Below are 15,297 nucleotides of genomic sequence, written 5' to 3'. Positions count from 1 at the left end.
GTGTTCTGGTTCTCGCCGGCCCAGGGCGCAGGGGCGAAGAACGTCATTTTACTGATCGGTGACGGTATGGGGCCTCAAGCGGTTGGCCTGGCGATTTATTACAACCGATTCATGAACGGGCCGGAAAAACCCTTGCACATGGAACGGTTGATGGCGGCCGGCAATACCGGTTATTGCCTGACCTATCAGTACGGCACGGTGGTCACAGATTCAGCCTCGGCAGCTACCGCCCTGGCTTCTGGGGTGAAGACCCGGGACGCCATCATCGGGAAAGATCATAATGGCAGGTCAATGAAGACCCTGGTGGATATTGCCCAAGAATTGGGAAAATCAGCTGGCGTGATCAGCAACACGCGGATGACTCACGCGACCCCAGCAGCCTTTTATGCCAGCATCATTCACCGGGATATGGAGAACGAAATTGCCGCCCAGCTTGTGGAGCGAGGAGACTTGGCGGTGGCCTTCTCAGGTGGAGCGCAGCATTTTATTCCTGCAGGGGGGAAAGTGGAAGAGCATCCCGACCTGAAAGGAATTGATAAAAAAGCCGGATGGGGCGGATCCAGGAGAAAAGACAATCGGAATCTGATCGCTGAAGCCAAGATTAAGAGGTATGCCTTCGTGGCCAACGAAAAGGAACTTCTTGCCCTGGACGTGCAAAAAACCGAGAAGGTCTTGGGGCTTTTTTCCGCTTCAGGATTCCCCAGCGCCGTTGACCGCCAGCCTCAACACCAAACCGGCGTACCGACTCTATCTCAGTTGACCGGGAAGGCCTTGGAGATTTTGAAAAGAAATACCCAGGGGTTTTTTCTGATGGTCGAGGGAGGGCAGGTGGACTGGGTCGAACATGGAAACGACGTGGCCAGCGTGCTTCATGAAATGATGGAATTTGATCAGGCGATTGGGTTGGTTAAGGCCTTTGCTGAACAGAACCCGGATACCTTAGTCGTTGTGACTGCAGATCATGACACGGGAGGTCTGGCCATTGCCTACAGCAGTTATCAGCCTCCTGCACCGGTGAAGTTGCCCAGTGGGGAGACGTGGAAGACGAAGTATAATTTCGCCGATAAAACTATCTTCGAAAAAATGGCTAAGCAGAAGAAGTCTTTCCTGAAAATGGTCATTGACAGCAAAGGAGACCCAGCAAACCTCAAAAAGGAAATTGAAGAGAATAGTGTTTTTTCTATAACAGAGGAACAGGCAGCATCAATCTTAGCCAGAGACACTCAGAAGGTAATTATTGAGTCCCAGGACTATGGCGTGTATCACTGGTTTAGCGCTGATACGGCCACAAACCGGTTGGGCCGCCTCTTCGCCAAAGAAATGAACACAGCCTGGGCCGTGGGGACGCATACCCACACCCCCGTAATGGTCTTTGGTCGCGGACCTGGGTCGGAGAAACTAAGGGGTCTTTTGGACAACACCGACCTTCCCAAGATCATTGCCCAAGAATGGGGTGCTTCTCTGCCTGCACCTAAATGAGAAAAAAGTTCGGAGTTATAAGTTCGGAGTTCGGAAATCAGAGTCACAAAGCATGATGTTTTTTTTTACGCCGAACTCCGAACTCTGGACTCCGAAATTAAAAAAAAGGAGGTTGGGATGAATTATTGGTTAAAGGGGTTGGGAGTGGGGTTCATGGTTTCCGTGTTAATCGCGAGTACGGGTTGCGCAGTATTCTTTGCCGCTGGGGCAGGGGTCGGAGTGGGCATCGGGGCTGCGGAGTATATCCGCGGTGAGCTGAAGCAAGCCTATGCTGCTCCGATGGAAAAAGCCTGGCAGGCCTCGCTGGCTGCAGCCGAAGAATTGAAGATGCGGACTACGGAAAAGTCTATCGACAATCTGGACCAAAACCGGGTGATCAAAGGAAAGACCGACGAAGGAAGAGATTTCCAGATCGCCTTAGAGGCCACCTCCAAAGAGGTCACGACAGTGAAGGTACGCAGCGGAGTCTTTGGAGATGAGGCCTATTCCAAAAGAATTCAGGAATTGATCGCTAAGAACCTAAAAAAATGACAGGGGAATATGGGAAAAATAGAAATAGACAGAAAGAAATGTATTTCCTGCGGAGATTGCACCCTGGCCTGCCCGTCCATATTCGTGGCGGAAGGCGAAAGCCTTCGGGTCGTTGACGAGGAGTATTGTACGTTCTGTGGACACTGCTTAGCCCTCTGTCCGGTAGATGCCATTACCATTGAGGGTATGAATCTACGGGAGTTCCCAGACCTTCCAGAAGATCTGATGGTATCTCCCGCAACCCTAACCACCTTTCTCCGCTCCCGCAGAAGTTGCCGAGTTTTTGCCGAAAAAGAAGTGTCCAAGGAAGTTTTGGAAAAAATGATCGATATTGCCCGTTACGCACCCACAGGGCATAACTCCCAGAACTTCCAGTTTGTGGTCATCCAGGACAGGAAACTCATCCGGACCCTGGCCGAACGGACCGCCATCTTTTCCGGGAACCTGTATAAGATGCTCAGCGCTCCCGGAGTGAAACTGCCCCCCTGGCTGCAAACCCATATGCGCGGGATTCGGCTGAACTGGGAGTATTATCAGGCCGGTAAAGACCGCATCTTTCGCCACGCCCCGGCGCTGATTATCATCCATGCTCCGGCGGAAAATATTTCTTCGGCGCAGAATTGCGCCCTGGCCATGGCGCATATCATGCTCCAGGCCCAAGCCATAGGCCTGGGGACCTGCATCGTCGGGTATTTCATTACGGCTGCCGAAAAGGATCCGTCCATCGCCAAAGAATTGGGGATTCCCCCGGAGAATAAAATCTTCACCTGCTGCACAGTAGGTTACCCCGTCCTTAAATTCAAAAAATTGGTCCAGCGTAAGCCGCCAGCCGTCCGCTGGCTGTAAAGGAGGGTGCCGTGGAAGTTAGGGTCGGCAAAGCTGTGATAGAGCTTTTACAGGGAGACATCACGGAGCAGGATACGGATGCCATCGTCAATGCGGCCAACCGGACCCTCCTCGGAGGAGGGGGAGTTGACGGGGCCATTCATCGCGTGGCGGGCCCGCAGCTCCTGGCGGAATGCCGGCCTTTGGGAGGGTGTGAAACCGGAGACGCCAAAAGCACCAAAGGATACAATCTAAAAGCTAAACAGGTTATTCACACCGTCGGGCCGATTTATCATGCAGCAGGCAAGAAAGCGCCTGAACTCCTGGCCAGCTGCTACCGAAGGAGTTTGGAGGTGGCCAGCGCGAACAAGCTGCCAAGCATCGCCTTTCCCTCAATCAGCACGGGGGCCTATGGGTACCCCTTGGAAGAAGCCGCCCCCATTGCCCTGAAGACAGTGCTGGATTACTTGAAGCGTCATCCAGATATCCAGCGGGTACGCTTTGTTCTTTTCGGAAAGGACGCCTACCAAGCCTACGAAGAGGCCTTGAAGGACCTTTGGCCCAATGAAAGTAAATCAAATTAAAAAAATCGCCATCGTCGGCGCCGGGATCATGGGCCATGGTTTTGCCATGGTCTTTGCCCAAAAGGGCTATCCGGTATTCTTATACGACATCGATCCGAGGATCTTGAAGAAAGATCCGGGAGCGGGATCGTCGTTTAATTCAACAGTTAAAGCTTTTTGCAGCTTAGGTTTTAAAAAAACACCTTGACAAAAAAAACGGTTACGATATTTTATCTTAGCCTAGAGGGCTAAGAGTAAAGAATCACCCTGCTGAGCCAAGGAAATCTGTGCTTAAATTCATATATTGCCGGAAAAACAAGGAGGAGGAAAACATGATGAAAAAGGTTGGGAGTATTTCTGTCATTTTTGCGGTCATCGTTTTTGCCCTGGGAGCTTCCCTGGCAGAGGCAGCCGATGTGATCCGCATTGGGTCGATCTATCCTCTCACAGGAGCCATTGCTTCTTCCGGGCTTAGATCCAAGCACGCGATTGAAACGGCAATCGATGTGATTAACAACAAGTATGATTTCGACATTCCGTTTGCCCGGACGGAAGGAATCCCCAATTTGAAGGGAGCCAAGCTCCAGGTCATCTGGGGAGACAGCCAGGCTTCCCCGGAAGTCGGCAAGACCGAGGCCGAGCGCCTGATCACCCAGGAAAAAGTTCCCTTGCTCCTGGGGGCCTATCAGTCCAGCGTGTCCAAATCGGCGAGTTTCGTGGCCGAGCGGTTCAAAATTCCCTTCGTCTGCGCCGAGTCCTCCTCCGCAGCACTGACCGAGCGTGGTTTGAAGTATTTCTTCCGGATCGCCCCCACGGATGCGGAGGATTCGATTGCCTTCTTTGACTTCTTGGACGAAATGAAAAAGAAGGGCAAAAAGGTGGAGAAAGTCGCCCTGGTCTATGAGAACACAGAGTTCGGAGTGCACGCCCGGGGAGAGGCCAAGAAGCAGGCCGATAAGAGAGGCTACAAAATCGTGGCCGATGTCCCGTACACCTTCAAGTCTACGGACGTAAAGAGCGAAGTTTTGAAGATAAAGGCGGCAAAACCGGATGTGATCATCCAGGCCTCTTTGCTGGGAGATATGATGCTGTTTGCCAAGGCTTTTAAGGAACAGAAAGTGGAATTCATGGCCAATCTCGCCTACTGCGGCGGGTATCACGACCCCTCGTTCGTCCTGAATATGAAGAAGGACGCCGAATTTTACATGGGGCAGTGCACCTTCAGCGTGGACTTCATTACCAAGAAGCCCGTTTTGGGAAAGATCAACGAAATGTACAAGAAGCGTTCCGGTGTGGATTTTGATGGGGTTACCATTGAAGGATTCACGTCGGTACTGGTCATTGCCGATGCCTTCAACCGGGCCCAATCCACGGATCCCGAAAAAGTCGTCCAGGCTCTGCGGACCACGGATCTCAAAACCCCCACCCTGCCGGGCGATGGAGTAAAGTTCAACGAGCACGGGCAGAACATCAAGATCATTTCCCACATCTCCCAGGTTCAGAACGGTCAGTACCGGGTTATCTGGCCCGGCGAAATGGCTGCTGCCGAGATGGTCTGGCCGTTCAAGCCTTGGGATAAAAGATAGACCGGGGCCATAAGCAATTCACCTACAGGCAATAACAGCAATGCCGAACCGCGAGGACTTAAGCCTGGAGTCGCTGGCTTAAGTCCTCGCCATTTGTAGGGAGACACTCAACCATGGATCTTGATATCCTGCTGCAGATACTGGTTAGCGGCCTGCTCATGGGTTTGATCTTTGCCCTGATCGCCGTCGGGTTGACGTTGATTTGGGGCGTGATGGACATCCTTAATTTCGCCCATGGCGAGTTCCTCATGCTGGCCATGTTTTTCTCCTTCTGGATGTTCTCTCTTTGGGCCATTGATCCCCTCTGGTCCCTGCCGGTTACGGTTGCTCTCCTCTTTGCCATCGGGGTAGGCACGTACTACTTCATCATCAAAAAGGTTCTCAATGCTCCCGGATTGACGGCCCTCCTGGCGACTTTCGGCCTTTCCATCCTTATTAAAAACCTGGCTCAATTCTTCTGGACCCCGGATTTCCGGCAGGTCCAGGGGGCCATTTTAGGCGATAAGACCTTGAGCATCTTCAACCTCAACGTAAGCCTACCGGAGCTGATTGCGGCTTGTGGGAGCGCCCTCATCACCTATGCTGTTTATTATTTGATCTTCCGGACGAAAACCGGCCGGGCCATTCGAGCGGCGGCCTTAGACCGGGACACGGCCCTGCTGATGGGTATTAATATCGACCGGATCTACGCGCTGACCTTCGGCTTGGGGGGCGCCTGCGTAGGGGTCGCCGGGGCCCTGCTGATGAACTTTTATTATGTCTTTCCGAGCGTCGGGGGTCTCTTTACAATTCTGGCCTTCGTCACCGTGGCTCTGGGGGGGTTTGGAAATATTACCGGAGCCTTCTATGCCGGGATCCTCATCGGAGTGGTAGAAACCGCCGGCGGGGTTTTCATCTCCCCGGTTTTCAAATACACCATCGTCTTCGCGATGTATTTAGTGATCATCTCTATCCGGCCCAAAGGCCTTTTCGGGTGGTAGGATATGGAAACAAGCGCTCTTGCCTTATTAAAAAAACCCTGGGTTCTCATCACTCTGCTCGTTCTGCTTTTTCTTCCTTTTTCTACGAGCAACATCCACTTTCACCACGTTTTGATCATGTTCATGCTCTTTGCCACCTTGAGCCAGGCCTGGAATGTGATCGGCGGATTCGCCGGCCAGGTCTCCTTTGGACATGCCACATTCTTCGGCATCGGAGCGTATGCCGCCCTGGTTTTATTGAAGAGATTTGATTTAAGCCCCTGGGTTGGAATGCTGATCGGCGGAGGAGTTGCGGTCATTGTCGCCGTACTCATCGGCTATCCTGTCTTTCGTCTCAAAGGACATTATTTCGCCATCTCCACTTTTGCCGTGGCCGAAATTGCCGAACGCCTCTTTGCCAACTGGGATTTCGTGGAGGGAGCCATTGGCCTTCCCGCCCCCGTTCTGCCGGAAGGCTTGGTCAACTTCATGTGGTACAAAACCAAAATGCCCTATTTCTACATCGCTTTCATCCTCTTTGTGGCGGTTCTCCTTCTGGCCTACAAGATCAACCGCTCGCGTTTGGGTTTTTACCTGCGCGCGATCAAACAGAGCCACGAAGCCGCCGAAGGCCTGGGAATCGACACCTCGAAATATAAAGTGATTGCCATGATGATCAGCGCTTTCCTGACGGCCATCTGCGGCTCTTTTTACGCCCAATATATTCTCTTCATCGATCCGCCTTCGGTTCTCTCCTTGGACATCTCCATCAAGATTGTGTTGATTACCGTCCTGGGAGGGGCCGGGACCGTGATCGGCCCGATCCTGGGCGCCGCCATGTTGATTCCCCTCTCGGAATACAGCCGCATTCTGCTGGGCGGAACCGGGAAAGGGATGGACCTGATCGTTTTCGGAGCCTTGATCCTATTCATTTCCGTCTATCAGCCTCAGGGGCTGGTTGGATTCCTTCGCAAAACAGGAAAATCATAGTATGGAAATTCTCAATGTGAAAAACCTGACCATGAAATTTGGCAGCCTGGCCGCGGTGGATGACGTCAGTCTTTCCGTTCGCAAAGGAGAGATTATCGGACTGATCGGGCCCAATGGCGCCGGCAAGACCACTTTTTTTAACTGCCTGACGGGTTATCTTACTCCGCAAAACGGGGCGGTTCAGTTCGGCGGCCATCTCATAACGGGCCTTCGTCCGAACCGGGTCTGCCGGCTCGGCTTGGCTCGGACCTTTCAAATCGTCCAGGTATTCCGGGAAATGACGACCTGGGAAAACGTCATCGTAGGGGCCTTCTGCCGCACGGCGAATTCGGCCGAGGCTTATCGGGAGACGATGGAGATCCTGAAGTTCACGGGACTTTACGAGAAGAAAGACTCTTTGGTCGGCAATCTGACCATTGCCGACCACAAGCGCCTGGAGATATCCAAGGCTTTAGCCACCAAACCGCATCTCCTCATGCTGGATGAAGCCATGGCGGGTCTCAATGCCACGGAGACGATCGAGGCCATCGAGTTGATTAAAAAGATCCGTGACCGCGGCATCACCCTGATCGTGGTCGAGCACGTCATGGAAGTGATCATGTCCATCTCCGAACGGGTTGTGGTTTTTGACTCCGGCAAGAAAATCGCGGAAGACACTCCGGAAAAGATCATCAAAAACCCTCGGGTCATCGAGGCGTATCTGGGGGAGGCTTACCATGCTTGAGGTGAAGAAGATCAGCGTAAGCTACTTAGGGGTGCCGGTCATCCGCGAGGTTTCTTTTAAGGTGGAAAAAGGACAGATGGTCTCCATCGTCGGCTCCAATGGCGCGGGCAAATCGACCATCTTAAAGACCATTTCCGGCCTCCTCCGGCCATTGACCGGGGAGATCAGCTTCCAAGGCCAGAGGATTGATACCCTCCCCCCATTTCAGATCACAGCTTTGGGCCTTTCGCATATCCCTGAAGGGCGGAAGATTTTCAGCAAGCTGACGGTGATGGACAACCTGCTCGTTGGAGCCCATACCCGCCGGTCGAATTTGGAGGTTCAGCAAAGCCTTGGGGAAATTTACCAACTCTTTCCCATCCTCGATGAGAGAAAGAATCAGAGGGGAGAGACGCTATCCGGCGGAGAACAGCAAATGCTGGCTATCGCCCGCGGGCTCATGTCCAAGCCAAAATTGATGATGCTCGATGAACCCTCGCTGGGTCTGATGCCTTCCCTTTCGGTAAAGGTGATCGAGGTACTGAAGAGAATCAGCTCTCAAGGGACAACCATCCTTCTGGTGGAGCAGAAGGTGCGGGACGCTCTCCAACTCGCTGATCGGGCCTATGTTCTTCAGACCGGGTCCATTGTCCTTGAAGGGGCGGGATCCGAGCTCCTGAAAAGTGATATGATTCGCAAAGCTTACCTGGGAATGTAAACAATCCTTCCGAAGACTGCTAAAAATTTTTAGCCACAGAGGGCACAGAGTTCACAGAGAATGATATAATAAAAACTGTGATGGGTGACAAGCAATAGCGCATAGCAGGTATCAAGTTTAATTCGTTCTTTCGTTTATTCTCTTCATTAGGGAATGTATTTAAACCTCTGTAATCTCGGTGACCTCTGTGGCAAATAATCACCTGTTTTTTTGAAAGGAATCTCTCCATGGCTGGAATTTCCTATTGCATCCTGGAAGTCGATTTATCCGCCCGGAAGACGCAGGTAGTTAAATACGGCGATGTAGTTCTGCGCAAATACTTCGGGGGAAGCGGCCTGGCCGCCTCGATCCTCCTTGATCGTTTTGATCCTTCCGGCGATGCCTTCCATCCGGACAATCCGCTTATCTTTATGACCGGCCTCTTCACTGGAATTCCTGTCCCCTGCGGCTGCCGGGTTTCCGTCTGCGCCAAATCTCCCCTGGGGCATTGGGGAGAAGCCAATGCTGGCGGGTACTGGGGGCCGGAGCTTAAATTCACCGGATTCGATGGACTGGTGATCACGGGCAGGGCCCAAGAACCTTCATATCTCTGGGTCACCCCGAAAGGAGCAGAAATCCGCAGCGCCGCATCCCTTTGGGGTAAGGGAACTTTTGAGACGACTACAAAATTATTGGAAGAGACCGATCCCAAAGCCCGGGTGGCAGCCATCGGCCCGGCAGGAGAGACGCGAAGCTTCATGGCCGGGGTAATCACAGGTGGGGCGGAAGCCCGAGTTATGGGGCGTACAGGCCTCGGTGCAGTGATGGGGGCGAAAAACCTGAAAGCCGTGGTGGTCCGGGGAGAGAAAAGGCCGGCGCTTGCCGATCCCAAAATTATTCAGGAAGCCTTTCACCATTTTTCCCCCCATCTTAAATTTGTCGAGGGCCTGAGCAAGTTCGGCACGGCTGCCCTCATCGAATCCAAGGAAGCAGTTGGCGCGTTGCCCATAAAAAATTTTCTCCTCTCCCACTGGGAGGGTGCCAAGAAGCTTTCCGGGCCGACCATGGCGGCCAACTATGTGGAAAAACATTATGGCTGTTTCTCCTGTCCCATCCGCTGCGGCAAAGATGTCAAAGGGGGTGAAGGTCCCTATGCGGGAGTGGTTGGCCATGGCCCGGAATATGAAACCCTGAGCAGCCTGGGGTCTCTGCTTCTGAACGATGACCTGAAGGCGATCATCAACCTGAATTATCTCTGCAATGACCTGGGCCTGGATACCATGTCCGCGGGAATCGCTGTGGCCTTCGCCATCGAATCTTTCACGAAGGGTATCCTTCGGGAAACCGACAAGCTGGCTTTAAAATGGGGCGATGCGCAGGCGATTGCTTCTTTGATTGAAAAGATTGCCAGGCGGCAAGGGATCGGGGCGCTTTTCGCAGATGGAGTGGAGAAGGCGGCCAAAGCCTTGGGCAGGGAGACGGAAAGTTTTGCTCTGCATTCCAAAGGATTGGAAATTTCCCAGACGAATCCCACCCCTACAGTAAGCCTGGCCCTAAGTTGGGCTACTTCCAATCGCGGCGCCTGCCATCTGGAAGGATTTTCCCATCAGGTGGAAGGGGGTGTTCCTGTCCCCGAGATCGGGTACCCCTCGGGGATGGAGGGAATTTCGGGCGAGGGGAAGGGTAAGATGACCGCCCAAATGCAGAATTACATGGCGGTCTTCAACGGCTTGGGCCTCTGCAAATTTTTATTCTTCGCCCGCATCTCTCACCAGACGCTCTGCCAGTGGCTCAAGGGCCTGGCGGGCTGGGAATTAAACAGTGCAGACTTAATGGAAGTGGGGGACCGCCTTTACAACCTGAAGCGGGCTTACAATGTTTTGATGGGCATCTCTGCCGAACGGGATACGATGGCCCCGAGAATTTTGGAGAATTTACGGCCCGGAAAACCACCCAACGCAGGAGAAAAGCTCTTCTTAGAGATGCGTAGGGAGTATTACGAATTCCGGGGATGGGATGAAAAAGGAATTCCCAAAAGGGAAAAACTTCTTGCCCTGGGACTGGGAGAAGCCGCCAACAAAATCAAAAACCGTAAGGCGTACGGCGTAAGGCGCAAGGCCCAAGGAACCAGGCATCAGGCTCAAGGTGGAAGGCAAAATTTTTTAAATCCGAAATCCGCATTCCGAAATCCGAAATGACAAGATGATCATCCACGTTAAAACGGTTGGTACGTTAAAAAGCTTAGAAGAAGGGATTAAAGTTACCTCTTTTACGATCCCCGAGGGAACTTCCGTCTCCCAAGTTATCGCTCGCCTGAACCTGAAGAATTGGGAAATCGGATTTATTCAGATCAACGGCACCCGCGCTACCAAAGAATCCATCCTCAAAGAAAACGATACCCTTACTTTAATCGCCCCTTTAGCCGGGGGATAAGGGTTAGATTTTTTGCCCATCCCAACCGCTACACATTTTCCCCTTAAATCAGATAAAATATCTTGATATTTAAATGAGTTAATGGTATTTTTCGTTTTGGATGAAAACGTTGATCTCACATGATCGAAGAGAAGAAACCCCCGAGGCAAAGGCTCGGTGGTTCAAATCCATATCTCTTGAAGAACGAATGGAAATGCTCTGCGCCTTTACAGATCTTATTTTGACGGTCAACCCCAAAATCGTGGAAACAAGAGATGCTCAACAGACTAAAAGGCGTGTTCGCGTCCTTTCAAAAACATGACGTCAAATATCTGGTTATCGGGGGGATCGCTTCCATTCTTTATGGAGTGCCCAGAGCAACATTCGACCTTGATATTTTGATTGAAGCAACCCTCCCCAATGCCCAAAACTTACTTAAGGCATTGGTTGATGCTGAAATGGGGACGGCCACGCTTACTACTGCAGAGGAACTTCTCTCTAATGAAATCACAGTTTTTAAAGATAAAGTAAGAATAGATGCCCAAACATCTACACCCGGCCTCATTTTTGATGAAGCATGGAAACGACGAGAGAAGATGGTGTACCAAGGGCAAGAATTCTATGTTGTTAGCAAAGCCGACTTGATCGCAACAAAACGTGCCTCTGGTCGTGAAATTGATCTTTCAGATATAAAATTGTTGGAAATTTCGAAAGAAGAAAAAGATTAAATCCTTAATTCGCCTACTATTGTTTGATGGACTCGTAAAAAGTCAAAATTTGGATGGCAATGTAAAAAGCTCCAGATGCAAGGCGCGCAAATCCTGAGGAGTGAGGTGTACTTACAAGTACGCCGCAACGACGAAGGAAGCAGCGCAACGCCGCAGATGGACTTTTTACGAAGCCATCATTGTTTGGAAAGGGACAAAAAAGGTACCTGCTGCTCATTCCTTGAGGGAAATTTTTTCAATAGATATCATTTACCCGTAAACGATTAATATCTGGTAGATCACCTAAAGGCTTTCTCCAAGCTTATTTTCGGAGGAGCTATTTATGAGAAATTTTTAAACCTCGCTTTTGAAACTGAGGCGGGGTTTTTTTAAATTCGGACCTAATAACCATTGTCGCATGGAAGGAAATTATGAATATCGCCAAGCTCGCTGAAGACAGGGTAAAGGAACGGGGTGAATATGTAAGCATCACCTTCGAGGACCGGGAAATTACCAATGGGGAGATGGCTCGAGCGGCTAAAAAACTGGCCAAGGCGCTCAAGAATCTCGGGATAAAGCGGGGAGACAGGGTCATCCTGCAGATGCCCAATTGCCCGGAGGTTCTCCAGGGCTTTCAAGCTGTGTGGGAGATTGGCGCAGTGGTTGTCCCGATCAACTATCTTGTCGGAGAGGAAGAAACTGCTTATATCTATGAGGATTCCGGGGCAAAAGTAGTAATCAGCAGCCAGGCCTTTCTTCCCAAAATACGTGCTGGCCAATCAAAGGTTCCGAGCCTGGAAACCGTTATTCTCATAGACCAAGATGTCTCCGCAGGGACCCTTTCCTACTGGCAGCTTGTCGAAAAAAGCTCCGCGGAGCTGGACGTTGTGGAGACAGAGGACGATGAACTGGCGGCGTTGATCTATACCGCGGGAACCACCGGCAGGCCCAAGGGAGTTATGCACTCGCATTACAGCCTCTATGCCAATGCCCGGATGCAGTACGAATCTGTCGCCCTGCCGGATGGCATGACCAGCGTTAGCGTCCTTCCCCTTTGCCATTCTTATGGCATCGCGAGCATGAATAATGGCCTTTTCCGGCGCGGCAAAACAGTGCTTCTCAACTCCTTTAGTGTAGAAACCATCTTGGCCTCTATTGAAAAATACCGCGCCAACATTATGGCCGGGGTCCCCACCATGTATGTTTTTATGCTTTTATACCCGGAACCAAGGAAGTACGATTTGAGTTCCATGAAATACTGGATATCAGGGTCGGCGCCGCTGGCCCTCGCGACCTGGAAGAAGTTTAAGGAGATCTTCGGCTTTGAGATCATTGAGGGCTGGGGGTTGACGGAGGCGGGCGCCAACAACTCGGTTAACCCCTTGGAGGGCTTAAAAAAGGTCGGTTCTATTGGCCTGCCCATGAAGGGCACCGAGATGCGCGTTGTTGACGATGCCGGAAGAGTGCTTCTTCCGGGAAAAGAAGGAGAGATCGTAATCAAAGGACCCATGCTCATGAAGGGGTATTGGAATAAGCCCAGGGAAACGGCAGAGATTCTCAGGGAGGGGTGGCTCCATACGGGCGATGTCGGTTATGTGGATGAGGATGGTTACTTCTGGATCACGGATCGGAAGAAGGATTTGATCATCAAAGCCGGCGAAAACATCTCACCGCGGGTCATAGAAGAGGTTCTTTTCAAGCATCCCAAAGTATCAGAGGCAGCGGTGATTGGAATTAAGGATGACGTCTACGGAGAGAATATCAAAGCTTTTGTTGTATTGAAACCCGGGCAGACCGCCACGGCAGAGGAAATCATCGAATATTGCCAAACAAAACTCACGAGTTTTCTGGTCCCCAAAGAAGTTGCCTTTATGAAGGCCCTGCCCAAGAGCCTGGTGGGCAAAGTACTGAAAAAGGAACTGAGAAAGTTACAATAAAAGCGATTGGCGGGTTACCTGGAAAAAGTGACCGAGAAAGTGGAAAAGGTAACGGAAGAATAAATTCAGGCAGCTGAGTATGGATGAGAAACCGGATAACAGGCTAAAGATAAAGCGGGTTCGAGGTAGCCATCATTCCAAAATGTCGATCGGGGCTGTGCAAATTTTTGTCGGGCCGGAAAATATGGCTCCTTATCCAGTAGAGGCGTGGGCTGCTAAAAGAGGAGGTTGAGCATGGGTGATTTGCAGGGTAAAATTGCTTTGGTCACAGGCGCCAGTCGAGGCATCGGGCGGGCCATCGCTGTCGGGCTGGCTGGTTGCGGAGCAGATGTCGCCGTGAACTACAAAACTAAGGAAAAGGAAGCCCGGGACACTTTACAGCAAGTAACCTCCCAGGGCCGCCGGGCAATTGTAATTCAAGCCGATGTATCCCGCTCAGCCGACGTTACGAACATGATCGCCACTGTAGAGAGGGATCTCGGACCGGTGGATATTCTGGTGAACAACGCGGGAATCGCCCGGCATCAGAACATAGAAGCTACCACGGAAGCGGATTGGGATGAAGTTTTAACCGCAAACCTCAAATCAGTTTTCTTGGTTACCCAGGCTGTTCTTCCCGGCATGCGGAGGCGACGCTGGGGCCGGATTATCAACATATCTTCTGGCGCAGCCAAAACGGGCGGGGGAGTAGGTTTACATTATACGGCCTCCAAGGCGGGGATCGAAGGCCTTACCCGGGCCTATGCTTCCCGCCTGGTGAAAGAAGGGATTACCGTGACGGCAGTGGCCCCGTCTTTAATCGCCACCGATATGATTCCCGATGAGGAAAGCCGACGTAAACAAATCCCTCTGGGAAGGCTGGGGCGAGTAGATGAGGTGGCCGAAGCCGTTATTTTTCTTGCAGGCAATGAGTACGCGACCGGACAAGTCATTGCCCTCAACGGCGGTATGTACTTCCGGTAAATTGACTGACGACTTCACCAACTGTTGAGTCAAGGGATGCTTCGGGCATTGAAGATTATTGGCAGAAACCTACACCCCTTGACAGAATATGTCAACCGTTGATTTCAGGATAATTTCAGGAATTTCAGGAAGAAATCAATAAGGATGCTCCCCAATATATTGGGGATGGCTTCGGGGGTACAACACTAAGTATATCTTGCCATAGTTGGAACCAGAAAAACCGTTGCAAGCTCAGCGATTTAAATCTTGTGACGCACCTGCTGGCACACCTTGGCGGGCATGGGCTCTGTAGTCTCTCTTTTTCCTTGGAGAGCGACTCAGGGATCCACGTTCCAGAGCGATCTGCCTGGCTAAATATACCTTGGCAAGACTCTGGTAAGGTACATCCTTCTTGTTGGCTAAGGTTTTGAGCTCGGCCAGCTTCGTTCTCATTCTTTTCCAAACTGCCAACGGCGATCCGCCCATTGGGAAAGGAGGTCCTTGACCTTGCCAAAATGGATGCGTGGTAAATTTTTCTTGATATTTTAGATAAAATTGGTGATATTCTCCATATAAAAGATTTTCCAATAGAAAAAAACTGTGAACGTGCCGATCTTTCAAGTAGATGCTTTTACGGCGAAACCTTTTGCCGGAAATCCGGCGGCCGTCTGTATCCTTCCCCAGCCGATGGATGAGCAATGGATGCAGAATGTGGCCCGGGAAATGAATCTTTCCGAAACCGCTTTCCTGCTCCGCCAAGCAGACGGCTTCCATCTGCGCTGGTTTACCTCGGCGGTGGAAGTCGACCTTTGTGGTCATGCTACCCTGGCCAGCGCCCACACCCTGTGGGAGAAAGGCGATTTAAAGCCCAACGAGCAGGCGCGGTTTTATACCCGCAGCGGAATTCTTACCGCCGAGCGCCAAGGGGACTGGATCGAAATGGATTTCCCGGCCAAGCCGGAAGAA

Annotated in this window: 17 protein-coding genes; 16 read left to right on the top strand and 1 reads right to left on the bottom strand. The window is 51.5% G+C overall.

Features of this window, described 5'->3' with window-relative positions; genetic code table 11:
- The 15 genes from Q7V48_14190 to Q7V48_14120 all read left to right on the top strand — a co-directional run.
- A partial coding sequence (locus Q7V48_14190) for an alkaline phosphatase (GenBank protein MDO9211877.1) occupies nt 1–1,479 on the top strand: 1,479 nt, incomplete at its 5' end.
- A gap of 117 nt (nt 1,480–1,596) precedes the next feature.
- Nucleotides 1,597–2,010 carry a DUF3568 family protein gene (locus tag Q7V48_14185; protein ID MDO9211876.1) on the top strand — a complete coding sequence of 138 codons (414 nt, stop codon included), beginning with the start codon at nt 1,597–1,599 and terminating at the stop codon, nt 2,008–2,010.
- Between the two features lie 9 nt (nt 2,011–2,019).
- Entirely contained in the window at nt 2,020–2,856 is an 837-nt protein-coding gene (locus tag Q7V48_14180) for a nitroreductase family protein (GenBank protein MDO9211875.1), read from the top strand.
- A gap of 11 nt (nt 2,857–2,867) precedes the next feature.
- A complete protein-coding gene (locus Q7V48_14175) occupies nt 2,868–3,419 on the top strand; it encodes an O-acetyl-ADP-ribose deacetylase (GenBank protein MDO9211874.1) in 552 nt (183 codons plus the stop codon).
- The gene (locus Q7V48_14170; GenBank protein ID MDO9211873.1) at nt 3,400–3,606 is read left to right on the top strand and encodes a 3-hydroxyacyl-CoA dehydrogenase NAD-binding domain-containing protein; all 207 of its coding nucleotides are present in this window, start codon (nt 3,400–3,402) and stop codon (nt 3,604–3,606) included. The genes Q7V48_14175 and Q7V48_14170 overlap by 20 nt, the downstream gene beginning before the upstream one ends.
- A gap of 124 nt (nt 3,607–3,730) precedes the next feature.
- Entirely contained in the window at nt 3,731–4,984 is a 1,254-nt protein-coding gene (locus tag Q7V48_14165; GenBank protein MDO9211872.1) for an ABC transporter substrate-binding protein, read from the top strand.
- A 113-nt stretch (nt 4,985–5,097) separates the two neighbouring features.
- Nucleotides 5,098–5,964 carry a branched-chain amino acid ABC transporter permease gene (locus tag Q7V48_14160; protein MDO9211871.1) on the top strand — a complete coding sequence of 289 codons (867 nt, stop codon included), beginning with the start codon at nt 5,098–5,100 and terminating at the stop codon, nt 5,962–5,964.
- A 3-nt stretch (nt 5,965–5,967) separates the two neighbouring features.
- On the top strand, nt 5,968–6,933 hold the full coding sequence (locus Q7V48_14155) for a branched-chain amino acid ABC transporter permease (GenBank protein ID MDO9211870.1): 966 nt from the start codon (nt 5,968–5,970) through the stop codon (nt 6,931–6,933).
- Nucleotide 6,934: 1 nt separating this feature from the next.
- Nucleotides 6,935–7,657, top strand: a complete 723-nt coding sequence (locus Q7V48_14150) for an ABC transporter ATP-binding protein (GenBank protein MDO9211869.1) — start codon at nt 6,935–6,937, stop codon at nt 7,655–7,657.
- Nucleotides 7,650–8,354 carry an ABC transporter ATP-binding protein gene (locus Q7V48_14145; protein ID MDO9211868.1) on the top strand — a complete coding sequence of 235 codons (705 nt, stop codon included), beginning with the start codon at nt 7,650–7,652 and terminating at the stop codon, nt 8,352–8,354. Before Q7V48_14150 ends, Q7V48_14145 begins: the two co-directional genes overlap by 8 nt.
- Nucleotides 8,355–8,581: 227 nt before the next feature.
- A complete protein-coding gene (locus Q7V48_14140) occupies nt 8,582–10,531 on the top strand; it encodes an aldehyde ferredoxin oxidoreductase family protein (protein ID MDO9211867.1) in 1,950 nt (649 codons plus the stop codon).
- Between the two features lie 4 nt (nt 10,532–10,535).
- Complete coding sequence (locus Q7V48_14135; protein MDO9211866.1) at nt 10,536–10,766, top strand: MoaD/ThiS family protein; 231 nt, start codon at nt 10,536–10,538, stop codon at nt 10,764–10,766.
- Between the two features lie 254 nt (nt 10,767–11,020).
- Nucleotides 11,021–11,473, top strand: a complete 453-nt coding sequence (locus Q7V48_14130) for a nucleotidyltransferase (protein ID MDO9211865.1) — start codon at nt 11,021–11,023, stop codon at nt 11,471–11,473.
- 410 nt (nt 11,474–11,883) lie between these two features.
- Complete coding sequence (locus Q7V48_14125; GenBank protein ID MDO9211864.1) at nt 11,884–13,389, top strand: long-chain-fatty-acid--CoA ligase; 1,506 nt, start codon at nt 11,884–11,886, stop codon at nt 13,387–13,389.
- Between the two features lie 234 nt (nt 13,390–13,623).
- Entirely contained in the window at nt 13,624–14,352 is a 729-nt protein-coding gene (locus Q7V48_14120) for a 3-oxoacyl-ACP reductase family protein (protein ID MDO9211863.1), read from the top strand.
- A gap of 231 nt (nt 14,353–14,583) precedes the next feature.
- Here the strand turns inward: Q7V48_14120 and Q7V48_14115 are convergent, their stop codons facing one another.
- Nucleotides 14,584–14,802: a hypothetical protein gene (locus Q7V48_14115; GenBank protein MDO9211862.1), complete on the bottom strand. Its 219-nt coding sequence runs from the start codon at nt 14,800–14,802 to the stop codon at nt 14,584–14,586.
- 129 nt (nt 14,803–14,931) lie between these two features.
- On the opposite strand from Q7V48_14115, the gene Q7V48_14110 reads away from it, so the two are divergent.
- On the top strand, nt 14,932–15,297 hold a 366-nt coding region (locus tag Q7V48_14110; GenBank protein MDO9211861.1), incomplete at its 3' end, for a PhzF family phenazine biosynthesis protein.

This window comes from Deltaproteobacteria bacterium (assembly GCA_030654105.1).
Classification (GTDB): Bacteria; Desulfobacterota; SM23-61; order SM23-61; family SM23-61; genus JAHJQK01.
The sequence above is the reverse complement of the archived record's forward strand: the minus strand, read 5'-3'. Positions and strand labels throughout refer to the sequence as shown.

Excerpts from the sequence above, each read along its gene's own strand:
- Q7V48_14155 (MDO9211870.1), top strand. The coding sequence starts at position 5,968 with ATGGAAACAAGCGCTCTTGCCTTATTAAAAAAACCCTGGGTTCTCATC.
- Q7V48_14180 (MDO9211875.1), top strand. The coding sequence starts at position 2,020 with ATGGGAAAAATAGAAATAGACAGAAAGAAATGTATTTCCTGCGGAGAT.
- Q7V48_14135 (MDO9211866.1), top strand. The coding sequence starts at position 10,536 with ATGATCATCCACGTTAAAACGGTTGGTACGTTAAAAAGCTTAGAAGAA.
- Q7V48_14120 (MDO9211863.1), top strand. The coding sequence starts at position 13,624 with ATGGGTGATTTGCAGGGTAAAATTGCTTTGGTCACAGGCGCCAGTCGA.
- Q7V48_14125 (MDO9211864.1), top strand. The coding sequence starts at position 11,884 with ATGAATATCGCCAAGCTCGCTGAAGACAGGGTAAAGGAACGGGGTGAA.
- Q7V48_14145 (MDO9211868.1), top strand. The coding sequence starts at position 7,650 with ATGCTTGAGGTGAAGAAGATCAGCGTAAGCTACTTAGGGGTGCCGGTC.
- Q7V48_14130 (MDO9211865.1), top strand. The coding sequence starts at position 11,021 with ATGCTCAACAGACTAAAAGGCGTGTTCGCGTCCTTTCAAAAACATGAC.
- Q7V48_14185 (MDO9211876.1), top strand. The coding sequence starts at position 1,597 with ATGAATTATTGGTTAAAGGGGTTGGGAGTGGGGTTCATGGTTTCCGTG.
- Q7V48_14160 (MDO9211871.1), top strand. The coding sequence starts at position 5,098 with ATGGATCTTGATATCCTGCTGCAGATACTGGTTAGCGGCCTGCTCATG.
- Q7V48_14140 (MDO9211867.1), top strand. The coding sequence starts at position 8,582 with ATGGCTGGAATTTCCTATTGCATCCTGGAAGTCGATTTATCCGCCCGG.
- Q7V48_14170 (MDO9211873.1), top strand. The coding sequence starts at position 3,400 with ATGAAAGTAAATCAAATTAAAAAAATCGCCATCGTCGGCGCCGGGATC.
- Q7V48_14150 (MDO9211869.1), top strand. The coding sequence starts at position 6,935 with ATGGAAATTCTCAATGTGAAAAACCTGACCATGAAATTTGGCAGCCTG.
- Q7V48_14165 (MDO9211872.1), top strand. The coding sequence starts at position 3,731 with ATGATGAAAAAGGTTGGGAGTATTTCTGTCATTTTTGCGGTCATCGTT.